Source organism: Aliiroseovarius sp. D2-2, assembly GCF_055809455.1.
The window spans coordinates 2,590,658-2,604,527 of record NZ_CM147913.1; the positions used below are offsets into that span (position 1 = coordinate 2,590,658).

13 protein-coding genes are annotated in these 13,870 nt (G+C 55.9%); 3 read left to right on the plus strand and 10 right to left on the minus strand.

The genetic code is table 11. The annotated features are described in order from the left end of the window. Positions 1 to 21 precede the first annotated feature (21 nt). The 7 genes from AC0L6A_RS12755 to AC0L6A_RS12785 all read right to left on the minus strand — a co-directional run bounded on the left by AC0L6A_RS12755 (position 22) and on the right by AC0L6A_RS12785 (position 7,089). Positions 22 to 750 (minus strand): SDR family oxidoreductase, encoded by a 729-nt coding sequence (locus tag AC0L6A_RS12755; RefSeq protein WP_473290539.1) that lies wholly within the window; start codon positions 748 to 750, stop codon positions 22 to 24. Further along, positions 743 to 2,281, minus strand: a complete 1,539-nt coding sequence (locus AC0L6A_RS12760; RefSeq protein WP_473290541.1) for an ATP-dependent DNA helicase — start codon at positions 2,279 to 2,281, stop codon at positions 743 to 745. The genes AC0L6A_RS12755 and AC0L6A_RS12760 overlap by 8 nt, the downstream gene beginning before the upstream one ends. 78 nt (positions 2,282 to 2,359) lie before the next feature. Then, positions 2,360 to 3,010, minus strand: a complete 651-nt coding sequence (locus tag AC0L6A_RS12765; RefSeq protein ID WP_473290543.1) for an acyl-homoserine-lactone synthase — start codon at positions 3,008 to 3,010, stop codon at positions 2,360 to 2,362. Positions 3,011 to 3,099: 89 nt separating this feature from the next. Next, positions 3,100 to 3,813, minus strand: a complete 714-nt coding sequence (locus tag AC0L6A_RS12770) for a helix-turn-helix transcriptional regulator (RefSeq protein ID WP_473290545.1) — start codon at positions 3,811 to 3,813, stop codon at positions 3,100 to 3,102. Then, positions 3,758 to 3,973, minus strand: a complete 216-nt coding sequence (locus AC0L6A_RS12775; protein WP_473290547.1) for a hypothetical protein — start codon at positions 3,971 to 3,973, stop codon at positions 3,758 to 3,760. The genes AC0L6A_RS12770 and AC0L6A_RS12775 overlap by 56 nt, the downstream gene beginning before the upstream one ends. A 233-nt stretch (positions 3,974 to 4,206) precedes the next feature. Further along, positions 4,207 to 5,496: a crotonyl-CoA carboxylase/reductase gene (gene ccrA, locus AC0L6A_RS12780; RefSeq protein WP_473290549.1), complete on the minus strand. Its 1,290-nt coding sequence runs from the start codon at positions 5,494 to 5,496 to the stop codon at positions 4,207 to 4,209. 147 nt (positions 5,497 to 5,643) lie between these two features. Beyond that, the gene (locus tag AC0L6A_RS12785) at positions 5,644 to 7,089 is read right to left on the minus strand and encodes a 1-acyl-sn-glycerol-3-phosphate acyltransferase (protein WP_473290551.1); all 1,446 of its coding nucleotides are present in this window, start codon (positions 7,087 to 7,089) and stop codon (positions 5,644 to 5,646) included. A 213-nt stretch (positions 7,090 to 7,302) separates the two neighbouring features. Between AC0L6A_RS12785 and AC0L6A_RS12790 the strand changes: the two genes are divergently transcribed. Together AC0L6A_RS12790 and AC0L6A_RS12795 are read left to right on the plus strand one after the other, a co-directional pair. Then, on the plus strand, positions 7,303 to 9,267 hold the full coding sequence (locus AC0L6A_RS12790; protein WP_473290553.1) for a methylmalonyl-CoA mutase family protein: 1,965 nt from the start codon (positions 7,303 to 7,305) through the stop codon (positions 9,265 to 9,267). 129 nt (positions 9,268 to 9,396) lie between these two features. Further along, positions 9,397 to 10,029: a CAP domain-containing protein gene (locus tag AC0L6A_RS12795; protein WP_473290555.1), complete on the plus strand. Its 633-nt coding sequence runs from the start codon at positions 9,397 to 9,399 to the stop codon at positions 10,027 to 10,029. A gap of 63 nt (positions 10,030 to 10,092) precedes the next feature. On the opposite strand, the gene AC0L6A_RS12800 is transcribed toward AC0L6A_RS12795, so the two are convergent. Beyond that, positions 10,093 to 10,617 (minus strand): DUF4329 domain-containing protein, encoded by a 525-nt coding sequence (locus AC0L6A_RS12800; protein WP_473290557.1) that lies wholly within the window; start codon positions 10,615 to 10,617, stop codon positions 10,093 to 10,095. 46 nt (positions 10,618 to 10,663) lie between these two features. Between AC0L6A_RS12800 and deoD the strand changes: the two genes are divergently transcribed. Continuing rightward, positions 10,664 to 11,368: a purine-nucleoside phosphorylase gene (gene deoD / locus AC0L6A_RS12805; protein WP_473290558.1), complete on the plus strand. Its 705-nt coding sequence runs from the start codon at positions 10,664 to 10,666 to the stop codon at positions 11,366 to 11,368. 52 nt (positions 11,369 to 11,420) lie between these two features. Here deoD and creD read toward each other — a convergent pair whose 3' ends face one another. Both creD and AC0L6A_RS12815 read right to left on the minus strand, forming a co-directional pair. Beyond that, a complete protein-coding gene (creD, locus tag AC0L6A_RS12810) occupies positions 11,421 to 12,854 on the minus strand; it encodes a cell envelope integrity protein CreD (protein WP_473290560.1) in 1,434 nt (477 codons plus the stop codon). A gap of 69 nt (positions 12,855 to 12,923) precedes the next feature. Next, a complete protein-coding gene (locus tag AC0L6A_RS12815; RefSeq protein WP_473290562.1) occupies positions 12,924 to 13,787 on the minus strand; it encodes an urea carboxylase-associated family protein in 864 nt (287 codons plus the stop codon). Between the last annotated feature and the right edge of the window lie 83 nt (positions 13,788 to 13,870).

Here is a 13,870-nt window from a genome sequence, read left to right on the forward strand (position 1 = left end):
GCCCGGCAAATTAAGCGCGCATCACCCTCGGCCAATATAGGGCATCTTGGTTGCCATCACGGTCATAAACTGCACATTCGCCTCTGCGGGCAAATTGGCCATGTGAAGGACCGATTTGGACACCTCGCCTACATCCATGGACGGTGGTGGCGCCTCGCCTTGCGCAACGGCTGCATCGATGATGCCTTGCAACAAATCAGTGCGCGCGTTTCCAATATCAATCTGACCACACGCAATATCATAGGGCCGACCATCCAGACTAAGCTGGCGGGTTAGGCCGGTGACACCATGCTTCGTCACGGTATAGGTCACCGCCCCCTCACGCGGGACATGTGCGCTGATCGACCCGTTATTGATGATCCGGCCACCTTGCGGAGACTGCGCACGCATCAGCGCAAAAGCGGCACGCGCGCATAAGAACATTCCCGTCAGGTTCACCGAAACTGCTTGGTTCCAGTCATCAACTGAAACTTCGTCAATTGGGGCAGCTGGGGTAAAAAGCCCGGCATTGTTGAACAGCACATCCAACCGGCCTGCCTTGGCGTTGAACCGATCAAACGCCTCAGTGACGGCATCTGGGTCGGAGACGTCCGCCACCAACACATGTGCGTTTGGGTGACCCGCTGCGATCTCCTCCAACACCTCAGCCCGCCGTGCCAAAAGCCCGACTGTCCACCCTTCGGACAAAAACAGCTCTGCCACTGCGCGACCGATGCCAGCACTGGCCCCGGTGATAAGAATACTAGGCATCCGGCGCTCCTTGAGTCTCGAGTGTCAGTGCCGCGGGTTTGGCCGGCAGGTCAGCTGTTGAAAGCTCGGCCGATGGGCGTGCCATGGCGTAGCGTGTAACCCAGTGCAGGCGTGTTTCAGCCCGCGTGATCGCCACATAGGCCAAGCGCTTCCAAAGCGGCAGGCCGGCCTCGCTTCGCCCAGCCCATGCAGCCGCGGCGATATCGGGGGCAAATACCTGCACCTCTGGCCACTGAGAACCCTGCGCTTTGTGGATTGTCACCGCAGCGCCGTGCAGGAACGTGGCACCCATTCGGGCTGCAAAGGGAATAAACGGCTCTTCTTCATCCGGCTTCTCGATTTTAACAATCGACGCCGCCGAGACTTGCGGATCCTCAGCCCCAAGGACATGCAACCGAGAGAACCCGGGCCGTTTCCCCGGCCCCAAATAAACGCATTGCGCGCCTTTGATAAGGCCACGCGCTTCCAGATCGATCCGCTTCTTTCGATGCTTCAACGGCAGCTCGATCCCATCGCAAATCAGAGGTTCACCGGGCAAGAGCTCCATCTCCGGGGCTTGAAAGGCGGATCTGAAGGCTTGGATAAGGCGCACGCGCGTTTTGTTGCGCCAGACCAGAACCGGCGAACGCGCCATCAGATCTGCATTTGCGCGCTGGGACACGACCACCCGATCATCCCGCTGGGCCGCGTCGTGGATCATCTTTTCGAACGCATCGAAGTCCAAGCTATCATCCGCCAACGCATGGGCGAGGTCCAAAATGGGATTGTCGTCTTCCTGTCGGTGAATGCGGTGCAAAACCTGCTTTCGGGGGCCCTTGATACCGTCAAACACCATTTTCCCGGATTGCCCAACCGGGGCCAGCTGCGCCGGATCCCCAAACAAGACCAAAGTTGGGAAGATCTCGCGCAGATCATCATACTGCTTTTCATCCAGCATCGAGCTTTCATCGACAAACCCGATATCCAGTGGATCGTCGCGTCGTTTCCACCCGGTAATAAAGTCAGATCCCCTTAGGCCCGCAGCGGCCAACGCCCCCGGCACTGATTTCTGCGCTTGATAGAAGCTGTAGGCCCGATCCAAAGCCTCATCCGTCAGGCCTTCGATCTCGGGTCGTTCGCCGTTTCCGGCCAGCCATTCAGCAATTTTTTCGTATTCGGGATCATAGACCGGCGTATAAAGAATGCGGTGGATGGTCGTAGCTGGCACGCCTCGGTTGCGCAAAACACTTGCAGCTTTGTTTGTCGGTGCAAGGATGGCCAAGGTGCGGCGATCCTTTCGACGCTTCCCTTCCCAATCGCCCGAAATCACGTCGACGCCAGCTTCATCCAAAGCGCGGTACAGTTCCGCCAGCAGAAGTGTCTTCCCTGACCCTGCCTTTCCAACCACCGCCATCAGCTGTGATTTGCCATCAGAAACCGGTGTCAGCAGCGCATCATCCAGATTAACGCCCGACAGGCGCAACATCTCGGTCACGCGGTCATGTGCTTCGGCCTGGTCGTCTGAAAAGGTAACGGGGGAACGTTCGGTCATGGCGCGACCCTATCGCGCGCTTTGGGGCAGCACCAGCACCCGTAGGCGCTGGTAGCCGTTTTTCTCAGGTATCTTTTCTTATGCGCTACGCGGCAGTGCTTCTGGGGCAGGAGCACGGTTGCCTGTCGACAGTGAATAGCGCAACCAGCCTTTGCTGATCTCGCGTGTGACACCTACCCTCTTCAAGGTGGGCTCAAACGCGGCCTCATCCATCGACCATAGTCCAACACCAATACGGTCGCGGCCTTCACCAGCCATGCCGATCACATCCGGCACCAAACCCATCAAACGATAGATCCGTTCCATACGAGGATCGAAGACACCCACGTAGTGTTCGAGCTTGAACGAGTTCATGAGTTCACCAGCGCCGAGAGCAAGCGCTGCAGATGCCCGGCGATCTGCCTCGGGGGAAAGGCAGAAGCGGGTGCATTCCCAGATCAGCGGGCTTTCAATGTGAACACCGTCAGTCAGGTGGCCGAAGTGGTCATTCACCATTGTTTGACCGACCGTAGGTAGAAAGCGCATGGATCCGCCATGACGTCCATCCGCTTGTTCCCAGATAACGTATAGCGGGTTCATATCATCATATTCGTCGCGTTCATGACCCTTGTCGTCAACCGATACAGCCCATCCTAGGCGGCGCGAAAACTGTTCAGCGCGGTCCTTGAACATGGTGTCAGCAAGCAGGGGAAATTTCGAAAGATCATTGCCATAGAGATAACGCAGCATGAGTGGAGCTCCTTTGTCCGTGTGAGTAATGGGACAATGCTCGCTTCTTAGTTAACGTATAGCAAATACATCGTTGGGTAGAACCTAGATTAAATAATTATGATTCCCGTCGACAGGGCCCTCGCGACCGCGTGGGTTGTGTTCATTGCGCCGAGTTTGTGACGGGCACTTTCAATGTAAACACGTAGGGTGTGTTCCGAAATATTCAGCTCTGCAGCGGCCTGAGCACGGCTCATTCCACGTGCCAAACAGCTCATCGACGCAAGCTCTCTGGGGGACAGAGCGGGCACATTTCCATCCTCTCCCCACTGTTCGAATTCCAACGCTTTCTTGTTGAACTCATGCGCTAGAATCATCAGATCTCGCGTATTCTCATCAATGAATTCATCCCAGTCTTCGTCAGTCGCAGTCGCGTTCATTGTGAAAAGTGCAAACTGTCCGTTTGGTCCCCGAATGGGAATTGTATAACCCTGATTGCCCAATCCATGGTCGATCGCATCCTGCCACATCTCGCGTGCTGGCTTCGAAGACCAATCAAGATCCTTCCAAGAAACGGAAGTAAACCTTTGAAAACAGCCAAAAATAACGGGATCTAGTCGCAGGTAGTTTTTTTCAAGATAGCGATCCACCCATTCCGCAGAGTAGGTGCCAGCGCCATAGCGCTCACCGACAGAATTTACCCAGTGATAGACGGAATGTTCGACTTTGTAGTGGTCGCGCAGTTCTTCTAGAACCGTTTGAAGATCCTCAAGCGTGGCCGCCGCTTGCAATGTAGAGAGAAGGTCTTCGAGCCGGTTCTTCATAGGTGTGCGCGATCTCCATCTTCTCGCGAGACGTGTTAGCGATCTCGGTCAAAGCGATGAGACGTGCATCATCGAGCTGCTCCGCGGTTACACTCAGACCATTTTGCTCAGCATAGGCCATGAGGTCCGTAAGTACATCCACAATCCATTTATCAGACATTACAAAACCTCGTTAAGTGCAGCTTATGACAACTCTAGCAGGTAAATTGGGGACTTCTAACTCGCTGAATGCAACTCCCCATAAATAGCGAGGTAGAGATACGGGCTTAAATTACCTTCCGTAGGGTAAATTCGTGCGAATCGCATGAAAACAGACAGTGATTCGTTTTCAAAAGACGACTGCCCGCCACCTTTGGGAAGGTGACGGGCAGTTTCATTCGCAGATTTTGCTGTTTACTTGGGGCCGGCTTCCAGCGCGTCTTCGAAGGTCCGCAAACCGGTCTTCGGAGCCTGCACCAACACCGACATGTTGCCCGGCTTATGTTCGTTGCGATACATCTTCATGTGGGCCGCTGGGATCTCGTCCCAAGGGAACACTTCCGACATGTAGGGATCGATGCGACGCTCGATCATCAACTTATTGGCGGCGGCGGCTTGCTTCAGATGCGCAAAGTGCGACCCCTGCAGGCGCTTTTGGTGCATCCAAGTGTAGCGCACGTCGAAGGTACAGTTGAAGCCGGTGGTACCAGCGCAGATTACAACCATGCCACCCTTCTTGCAGACCAGGTTGGACACCGGGAAAGTCGATTCACCCGGGTGTTCGAACACGATGTCCACGCTGTTACCTTTTCCGGTGATGTCCCAGATGGCCTTGCCGAAACGACGGGCTTCTTTGAACCACGTGTCATACTCGGGCGTGTTCACCGTCGGCAGTTGACCCCAGCAGGTGAAGTCTTTGCGGTTGATTACGCCCTTGGCGCCCAGACCCATGACAAAGTCACGCTTGCTTTCGTCCGAGATCACGCCAATCGCGTTTGCACCGGCTGCATTGGCCAGCTGAATGGCGTATGAACCCAAACCACCCGAAGCACCCCAAATCAACACGTTTTGGCCCGGCTTCAGTTCATGTGGATGGTGGCCAAACAGCATGCGGTAAGCGGTCGCCAGCGTCAGTGTGTAGCAAGCGCTTTCTTCCCAAGTCAGGTGCTTGGGACGCGGCAGAAGCTGCTGGGCTTGAACGCGAGTAAATTGGGCGAATGACCCATCAGGCGTTTCGTAGCCCCAGATGCGCTGGCTGGGCGAGAACATCGGATCGCCACCGTTGCATTCCTCGTCGTCGCCATCGTCTTGGTTACAGTGGATGACAACTTCGTCGCCCACTTTCCAGCTTTTGACCTTGTCGCCCACGGCCCAGACAACGCCCGACGCGTCGGACCCTGCGATATGGTAGTCTTGCTTGTGTACGTCGAACATGCTGACCGGAACGCCAAGACCGGCCCAGATACCGTTGTAGTTCACGCCTGCTGCCATCACCAGAACCAGCACTTCGTGGCTGTCCAGCGTGGGGGTATCAACCACTTCGACCTGCATGGCCTGATCGGGTTCACCCTGACGATCGCGGCGGATTGCCCACGAATACATCTGCTTTGGGACATGCCCCAATGGGGGCATTTCGCCGATTTCATAAAGGTCTTTTTTGGGGGCATCATATTCGGCGATGCCGGGTTGTGTGTCCAAAGCCATAGCGGCCTCCTGATCTAGCGCGTTATCTGATTCTATTGCCGCAGTGCAGAAATGCGGCTGCTACCGCAGCATTACGGATCAGAACGTAAGATTGCAACCTCAATCAGGAAGTTTTTGTAATTTTATGTCGCGCCGGATTTCCCCGACTTATGGCAAGATCGAGGCATCTGCGACCTCGGCTGGGGTCAGATCCGAGATATGGATCGGTTCGATTTCTGCACTGAGATGCGCAATCGAGTTGGAGTAATAGGCAAGCACCAACCTGTCTGGTCGATAGATATGATAGGTCGCGTCTGCGTCATCGCCGGATTTAGTAATCAACTTGCGCAACAACAATTCGCGCAACCCCACTTCGGCAGCGTAGTTCATATCACTGCGCGGAATATGCACGTGGGCACCTTTTGCTTCCATGTCTTGAACCAGCGAACGGAAGCGCTCTGCAATCTCGGCTTGGGTAGATCCGTCATGCTCTAACAAGATCGCTGACACCAAAGGCACCGGCAGCACAGGAACCACATCGCGAATGCGCGACATAAGTTCGTGTCCCAAAGGTTCCATGACGTCGTTGGGATCTCGGCCATCCAGATAGTCCAACAACGACACCGGATCCCCGAAGGAAACGCTTGCATAACCAAACCTGTGGAACCGCCCGGTCATTCGCTGCCAGAAATGTCGCCCCACGTGGCGCACCACATACTTAAACCGAAGCCCAAACCGGCGGCTGCCTTTTATATCTGCTGATACCAGAACCCGGTCTTCCAGCACGCGATCATAGTTCATAGCGACCGGTATAAAGACCACATTCCGGCTTTCGCCCGGCACAAAGTCCTGAACGATGTAGCTGAGCAAACCAAGTTTGGGTTCGCCCACCTCGCCGTTAAGGCTTAGCCCACCTTCAGGGAACATCGCCTGCGTCACGCCGCCATCTGTTGCCATGCGCACGTACCGAGACAGAACTTTACGATAAAGGTTGTTGCGGCTTTTCCGTCTTATAAAATACGCGCCCATTGACCGGATCAATGTACGAAGGGGCCAGACCCGCGCCCATTCCCCCACTGCATATGACAGATGTGATCGTTCGGCGGCCAGCCACGTCACCAGCACATAATCCATATTGGATCGGTGGTTCATCACAAAGATCACAGTCGCGTCTGGATCAATCTCGCTTAGACGTGCCTCATCAAAAGCGCCCAAGCGCACACGATAGAAGGCGCGGCTTAGCAGTTTCGCCAGCCAAATGCCAAAGCCGAAATACGCCGTAGCGGAAAACCGTGGCACGATCTCGCGCGCGTAACGTTGGGCTTTCTCGAAAGCCACCTGCTCGGGAATGCCCGCTTTGCGCGCGTGTTCGACAATGGCTTTGGCAACCTCGGGGTCATAAGACAGGCGCTGCACCATGTCATAGCGCCGCGCCAGCTTGAACGGCTCGATCGGGCGTTCAAGTTTCTCGTTCAGACGGGCCACCGCACGTTCAAGGCGTTTGCGGAAAAACCAACGCACAGACGGAAATAGGAAATGCGACGCGAAGGTCACCGTGGCGAAGGCCAGGATCAACACAAGCAACCAAAGAGGAAGTTCCACCGCGCGCGTCATGCTCAAGCTTTTTCACCATTTGGCAAAAAGGTAAAGCATCGTGACACAGGTCCGATCCTAGCGTTGCATGTCTAATGCGTTTCAAGGTCTGGCGACCGCAGCCAACGGACAACACTCCCACGTCGCGTAACTTTCTTCCTTTGATTTTACCCCTTGCGTAATTTTCTTGCGTCACTAAAAATGCTGCAGCGCAACATAAGGTGAGTCTCTGCCATGTCCTCGAATACCATCCGCCCCTGGCTTTTCCGCACCTATGCCGGTCATTCGACCGCCAAAGCTTCAAACGAGCTTTACCGCACCAATCTGGCCAAAGGTCAGACAGGGCTGTCTGTTGCTTTCGATTTGCCAACACAAACGGGCTATGACAGCGACCACAAACTGTCGCGCGGTGAGGTGGGCAAGGTTGGTGTGCCGCTGAGCCATCTGGGCGACATGCGTGCGCTGTTTAACAATATCCCGCTTGAGCAGATGAACACCTCGATGACGATCAACGCCACTGCGCCGTGGTTGTTGTCGCTCTATATCGCTGCTGCCGAAGAACAGGGCGCTGACGTCTCGAAGCTGCAAGGCACCGTTCAGAACGACATCATCAAAGAATACCTGTCGCGCGGCACCTATGTGTGCCCACCGAAACCTTCGCTGCGCATGATCACGGATGTGGCCGCCTATACCCGCGAGCATCTGCCGAAGTGGAACCCGATGAACGTGTGTTCCTATCACCTGCAAGAAGCCGGCGCGACGCCGGAAGAAGAGCTGGCCTTTGCGCTGGCCACCGCCATCGCCGTGTTGGATGACCTAAAAGAAAAGGTCCCCGCCGAGGCCTTCCCCGCCATGGTTGGTCGCATCAGTTTCTTCGTGAACGCGGGCATCCGCTTCGTGACCGAGCTGTGCAAAATGCGCGCCTTTGTCGAGCTGTGGGACGAGATCACCCGCGAGCGTTACGGCGTCGAAGATTCCAAATTCCGCCGCTTCCGTTATGGTGTGCAGGTGAATTCGCTTGGCCTGACTGAGCAGCAGCCAGAAAACAACGTCTACCGCATTTTGATCGAGATGCTGGCCGTGACTCTGTCCAAAAACGCCCGCGCCCGCGCCGTGCAATTGCCCGCGTGGAACGAAGCGCTTGGCCTGCCCCGCCCGTGGGATCAGCAATGGTCGCTGCGCATGCAACAGATCTTAGCCTATGAAACGGACCTTCTGGAGTTCGACGACCTGTTTGATGAAAACCCCGCCGTGGAACGCAAAGTGGCTGAATTGAAAGACGGTGCCCGTGCGGAACTCGCCCAGATCGACGGCATGGGTGGCGCGGTCGCGGCCATCGAATACATGAAGTCCCGTCTTGTGGAATCCAACGCCGCCCGCATTGGCAAGATCGAAGTCGGCGACACCACGGTCGTCGGCGTGAACAAATGGCTTGAGACCACAGAAAGCCCCCTGACCTCCGGGGATGGCGCCATTATGGTGGCCGACAAGGAAGCCGAGGCCGATCAGATTGCGCGCTTGGATCAATGGCGCGCGGATCGCGATGACGCTGTGGTCCAAGACGCCCTGAACGCCCTGCGGGCCGCCGCAAAATCCGGTGAGAACATCATGCTTTCCTCCATCGCGGCCGCCAAAGCGGGTGTCACGACCGGAGAATGGGGTGAAGTGATGCGCCAAACGTTCGGCCAATATCGTGCGCCGACTGGCGTGTCTAAGAACCCGTCAAACCGCACCGAAGGGCTGGACGAAATCCGCTCGCGCGTCGACGCCGTGTCAGACGCTCTGGGTCGCCGCCTGACATTCCTTGTGGGCAAACCCGGCCTTGATGGGCATTCGAACGGAGCTGAACAAATCGCCGCCCGCGCGCGCGATTGCGGCATGGACATTACCTATGAAGGCATCCGCCTGACGCCCGAGGAACTGGTGGCCTCGGCGCTTGAGACCAAAGCCCATGTAGTCGGACTGTCGATCCTGTCAGGCAGCCATATCCCGCTTCTGGAAGAATTGATCGAACGGATGCGCGACGCTGGGCTTGGCGACGTACCCGTTGTCGCAGGTGGCATCATCCCCGACGAAGATGCGGAACGACTACGTGCCATGGGCGTGGCCAAGGTCTATACGCCGAAGGATTTCGAGCTGAACACGATCATGGAAGACATCGTGACGCTGGTTGAAACCAAGGACATCGCTGCAGAATAGAGCGGGAACTAGCTACAACTGGAAACAATTGACGCGATTTTGCACCATTCGCTGCAGAATTCGGCCTCATTTCGCGTGTAAATCTCGTGATAGTAGTGCTCCGTTTCCAGCCAAAGGCTTGTACGTCCAATGAAAAAGCTTCTTCTGACAGCAGTTCTCGGGCTGCTCGCGTTCCAGTCACCCGTCTTGGCGAGTGAGGTTATCCGGGTTAGCTCGAAAGGTGCGGCATTCAATTATTATAAGCCGACCCCCAACGATCACCTCAGCGGCATCGAAAAACAGATCTATGATATTCTTATGCGCGAACGCGCAAAGCGCGGATTGAAACCGATCCCACTATCATCCAGCTTGACCCTTGTCGCCGGGCGTCATGTCGAGGATTTCACCCGCAATATCGCCCCAAAGGGCGGCCCTCTGCGCGGCACGAATACACACAGCTGGAGCGATGCGCCTTATTACGCCAACCACCGGGCCCCTAAGGCCATGTGGGACGCCCCCAAACGCTTGCGCACCAAGTACCGCAAAAACGCCTATGAAATCACCGCATGGGGATATAGCGACCCTGAAGTTGTGATCAAAGGCTTCCTGAATTCGCCTAATCACCGCAAGGTCATTTTGAACGAAGGTATGTGGCGGCGGAAGAACTGGAAATCCGTTGGCATTGGCTTTGCGCGCGCAAAGGTTAAAGGGCAATACCGGACGTTCTGGTCGATCTGGTTCGGGGACGCCAAAGATCCCGCTGGCAAGCCCAAACGCAACTAAGGTTGGGCACTGTTATCTGGCATCGTCACCGTTCCAGGCGCGATGCCCAAGACCGACTTCTAATCACTTGTCCCCATCCGCAAGCTTTTGCACCAGCTGGTCATAGCTATAACTCTCGGCGATGTGCCCCATGTCGCCGGGCTCGAATTTCTTGTCCATAGGTAAGCACCCGATCCCGCATATCTGCGTGGTGATCATGTCTTCAGTGTCGATATACCAAAGCCGTCCACCAGGCGTGGCTACCCAACCATCGATCCCCTCTTCCTCATCCCCTTCCATGTCATCGCCAGATGGCACTTCGTTGGCATAGTCATACGAAAACCCACCATGCGTGTGATAAGACGACAGAATGGTCTCAATATTTTCGGGATCATCCGCCAAACAGCTTGCGCGTTTCCCTGGTGTCGGACGTGATGCAACCAGCGCGCCACTTTGATCATACCCAATATACCCGCAATATTCGCGGTTCCATCGGATCGATTTGGATTGAAGCTCGACAAAGACCTGTTTCACCAGCGTCAACTCTGCTGCCTCTTGCGCATGGGCCAAACTTGGCATGATAAAGAATGGTAATACTATCCAGCGCACGGGGATCTCCTTTGCCTGCGAAACACAATGATTATAGGAGCCGACCATGACCGTCCATATCGGGGCCGAAAAAGGCCAAATTGCAGAAACTGTTCTGATGCCGGGTGATCCCTATCGGGCGCGTTGGGCTGCCGAAAACTTCCTTGAAGGTGCCGAGCTGGTGAATGAAGTGCGCGGAATGCTGGGCTTAACCGGAACGTACAAAGGCAACCGAGTAACGATCCAAGGATCGGGCATGGGGATGCCGTCGATTTCGATCTACGCAAACGAGTTGATCCAGGATTACGGCGCGAAAACGCTGATCCGGATCGGGTCCTGCGGCGGGATGCAGCCTCAGGTGAAGGTGCGCGATGTGGTCATCGCGATGACCTGCACAACGGTCGCCACCCCGTCCAGCACCATCTTTCGCGAGCTGAATTACTCGCCCTGCGCCGATTACGGCCTGCTGGAAGCCGCGGTTTCGTCCGCGCGTGGGCGCGATGTGGGTGTGCATGTTGGTGGGATTTATTCGTCCGATACATTCTATGACGAACGCCCAGATCTGAACAAAGAAATGACCCGCCACGGCATCCTAGGGGTCGAGATGGAAGCGGCAGAGCTTTACACTCTGGCCGCCCGTCATGGCGTGCGCGCCTTGGGGATCATGACCGTGTCTGACCATCTGCAAACTGGCGAGGCCCTGCCATCGGATCAGCGCGAGAAGACCTTTGGCGATATGGTTGAAATCGCGCTTGAAGCGGCTTTCGCCTGACCTACCCCACACATCCAAATGAAAGAGGCGCCAACCGGCGCCTCTTTTTGTTTTAGCTTTCAGGCTTTGGCTCCAAAGGTGGGGTTATCGTCTGCTTCTCAGCTTTTCGCGCGGCACGGCGCGCAAAAAGGCCGGTGCCCGGTCCATCCTCGCCATACCATTCCTCGTTCCGAGTGGCGTACATCGTCGCGCCGATGGCCACGAAGGCCAGCGTCGCACCTGCAAGCAGCGCGTAATCGGTGGAGTAGAGGATCAGATAAAGCACGGCGTAAAGCAGCACGAGCATCCCGCCCAACACCCAAGTCCGCGTGCCCATGTTCAGAGCAAATTTGCCAAACATAACGAGCAGCAAAATCAGCGCGGCTGCAGAACCCAGATACGCCAGCGAGAAGCCAACCTGTTCGGCATAGGCCAGCATGAGCAGCGTAAAGACAGACTGCGACAGGCCAATCAACAGATATTGCACCGGATGCACAGGCCGTTTGCTTTGCATATCCATCAGCAGAACGGTTAGGAAAGTCAGCGACACAAACAGGATGCCATACCGTGCGGCGCGCCACGCTTTTTGATAGAAATCATTGGGTTGGTAGAAGCGCACCCCAAAAGACGTATCGCGACGAGAGATCGGTTCATGATCGATGCGCGAGATTTGCGGCAAGCTGCGTGCCAGATGTGGGATCGACCAGTTGGCCGTAAACCCGGTGTCCGAGATGTCGGACCCATCGGGCAAGAACGCCCCGCTGAAGCTGGGGTCCGGCCAGTCGCTGCTCATTTGGATCGAACTGTCACGCCCCACAGGCGAAATGCGCAGCTCGGCCGCGCCGTTGAACCCCAAGGTCAGGTCAAAACTGGATTGATCTTTGCCCCCGGGCAATGCGGCGGACAGGCCGGCTGTACCACCTAGCGGCTCAAGCAAAATCTCCTGCCCATTTGATGTTAGGCTGGCTTCGCCGCGCAACGCCCGGTTTGAACTGACGGTCAGGCGCAACATCGCCTCGTCCCAAACGGCAAACTCGCCTTCGCCCAAAGTGGCCTCAACCCGGTCAAATGGGAACTCTGTCACGATCTTCGCTTTGGCCTGAAAGACTGGCACCTGAAAAATCCCGCGGTGACGCATTTGCGTTTCCGAGGACAGTTGGACATCGAAAAGATCAGGATACACATAAAGCGGTTCGCGATTTTCGATCCGTTCTTCTTCAACCAGCTTTTGCAGGTTCTTGCCCGTTTCAGCGTCACGCATAACCAGACCCGAGGCCTCGTCAATCACGTTGCGCAGTTCGGTCACTTTGACCCGCGCTTTCACCGGAATGACAACCTGAGGGCCGGAAATCGTTTGTTCGCCCCCCCATTCCTGCCCAACAGACCGAATGGTTTCGTCAGAATAGTGCCGCCGTGAATTCACGATATCTGACACCATCATCAGGGGAATAAACATAACAAGGCACAAAACACCGACGATAATAAAACGCCAACCAAGGGACCGCATGGGAACCTCCTTCAACTAAGTTGAATACAAGTTAGTACGGACGCCAAAAGGTGCAAGGGACGGAATACCTTAGCGCCCGTGGCTGCCGTCATATCCGTTGCGCGTCGGCGGTTCCCAGCCGATCAATGCGCCCTGTGCGGGTGCGAAAACCTCAACCAACAGCGGATAGCATGCTGCCTCGTCCGAGCTGTGCTCGGCTGAACAATCCCCACCCGGACACGCGCTCAGCGCACCCAGCAGATCGATCTCGGCAAAGAACTCAAGGTAATCACCGGGACGTACCGGGCTGGCTTTCATGAAATACTGGCCGGTGTCCCGCGTGAAGCCCGTACACATGAAGACGTTCAGAACATCGTGCACGTGGGGTTCGGCCTCGGCCAAGGAACAGCCAAGGTGATCGGCCAAGGCGCGCGTTAGGTTTGAATGGCAGCAGTGATGATACTGACCACCCGACAAAAGGTTATGCGTGTAGGGATCACAACGCGTGCCGATCACGTCATGCACGGACCCGCCAAATTCATCAAATCCATACCAATCCAGCGTGTCATCGGTGATGGTTGCCATCGGGCGCAGGGTTGGATGACTTGTCCACATCCGATCTGAAACACTTAAATGCGTGCCATGAAGGGCGCGAGTCTTGCCTGAATAGAACCTTTCGCTCAGATCATCTGCATTCCATAGGTTTAGGTCTCCGACTTGCGGACCATCGACCGAAGAGATGCGGAAAAACTGCCCCGCTGGAACGTGAAAGGTCTTTGCATCCCGCGCAGGAACCAAAACCTCGTCCACCTTTCGCGCGGTTTCGCGGGCTTTGCGATAAAGCGTCATCGGGGGCGGTGTAAGACTGTCCACGGGATAACAGATCACCGGTGGAACTGCGCGGCGCTGGTCCGCATCTGCAGGGGCTTCATGCTGCGAAATCTCAGGTTTCATATTCCCACTCCCATTGACTGGACACATAAAGTCACGAGGGCAAATTCAGGGCAAGAGCGTAGGCGACAATTGACAAGCAAGCC

Excerpts from the sequence above, each read along its gene's own strand:
- AC0L6A_RS12755 (WP_473290539.1), bottom strand. The coding sequence starts at position 750 with ATGCCTAGTATTCTTATCACCGGGGCCAGTGCTGGCATCGGTCGCGCA.
- AC0L6A_RS12760 (WP_473290541.1), bottom strand. The coding sequence starts at position 2,281 with ATGACCGAACGTTCCCCCGTTACCTTTTCAGACGACCAGGCCGAAGCA.
- AC0L6A_RS12765 (WP_473290543.1), bottom strand. The coding sequence starts at position 3,010 with ATGCTGCGTTATCTCTATGGCAATGATCTTTCGAAATTTCCCCTGCTT.
- AC0L6A_RS12770 (WP_473290545.1), bottom strand. The coding sequence starts at position 3,813 with ATGAAGAACCGGCTCGAAGACCTTCTCTCTACATTGCAAGCGGCGGCC.
- AC0L6A_RS12775 (WP_473290547.1), bottom strand. The coding sequence starts at position 3,973 with ATGTCTGATAAATGGATTGTGGATGTACTTACGGACCTCATGGCCTAT.
- ccrA (WP_473290549.1), bottom strand. The coding sequence starts at position 5,496 with ATGGCTTTGGACACACAACCCGGCATCGCCGAATATGATGCCCCCAAA.
- AC0L6A_RS12785 (WP_473290551.1), bottom strand. The coding sequence starts at position 7,089 with ATGACGCGCGCGGTGGAACTTCCTCTTTGGTTGCTTGTGTTGATCCTG.
- AC0L6A_RS12790 (WP_473290553.1), top strand. The coding sequence starts at position 7,303 with ATGTCCTCGAATACCATCCGCCCCTGGCTTTTCCGCACCTATGCCGGT.
- AC0L6A_RS12795 (WP_473290555.1), top strand. The coding sequence starts at position 9,397 with ATGAAAAAGCTTCTTCTGACAGCAGTTCTCGGGCTGCTCGCGTTCCAG.
- deoD (WP_473290558.1), top strand. The coding sequence starts at position 10,664 with ATGACCGTCCATATCGGGGCCGAAAAAGGCCAAATTGCAGAAACTGTT.
- creD (WP_473290560.1), bottom strand. The coding sequence starts at position 12,854 with ATGCGGTCCCTTGGTTGGCGTTTTATTATCGTCGGTGTTTTGTGCCTT.
- AC0L6A_RS12815 (WP_473290562.1), bottom strand. The coding sequence starts at position 13,787 with ATGAAACCTGAGATTTCGCAGCATGAAGCCCCTGCAGATGCGGACCAG.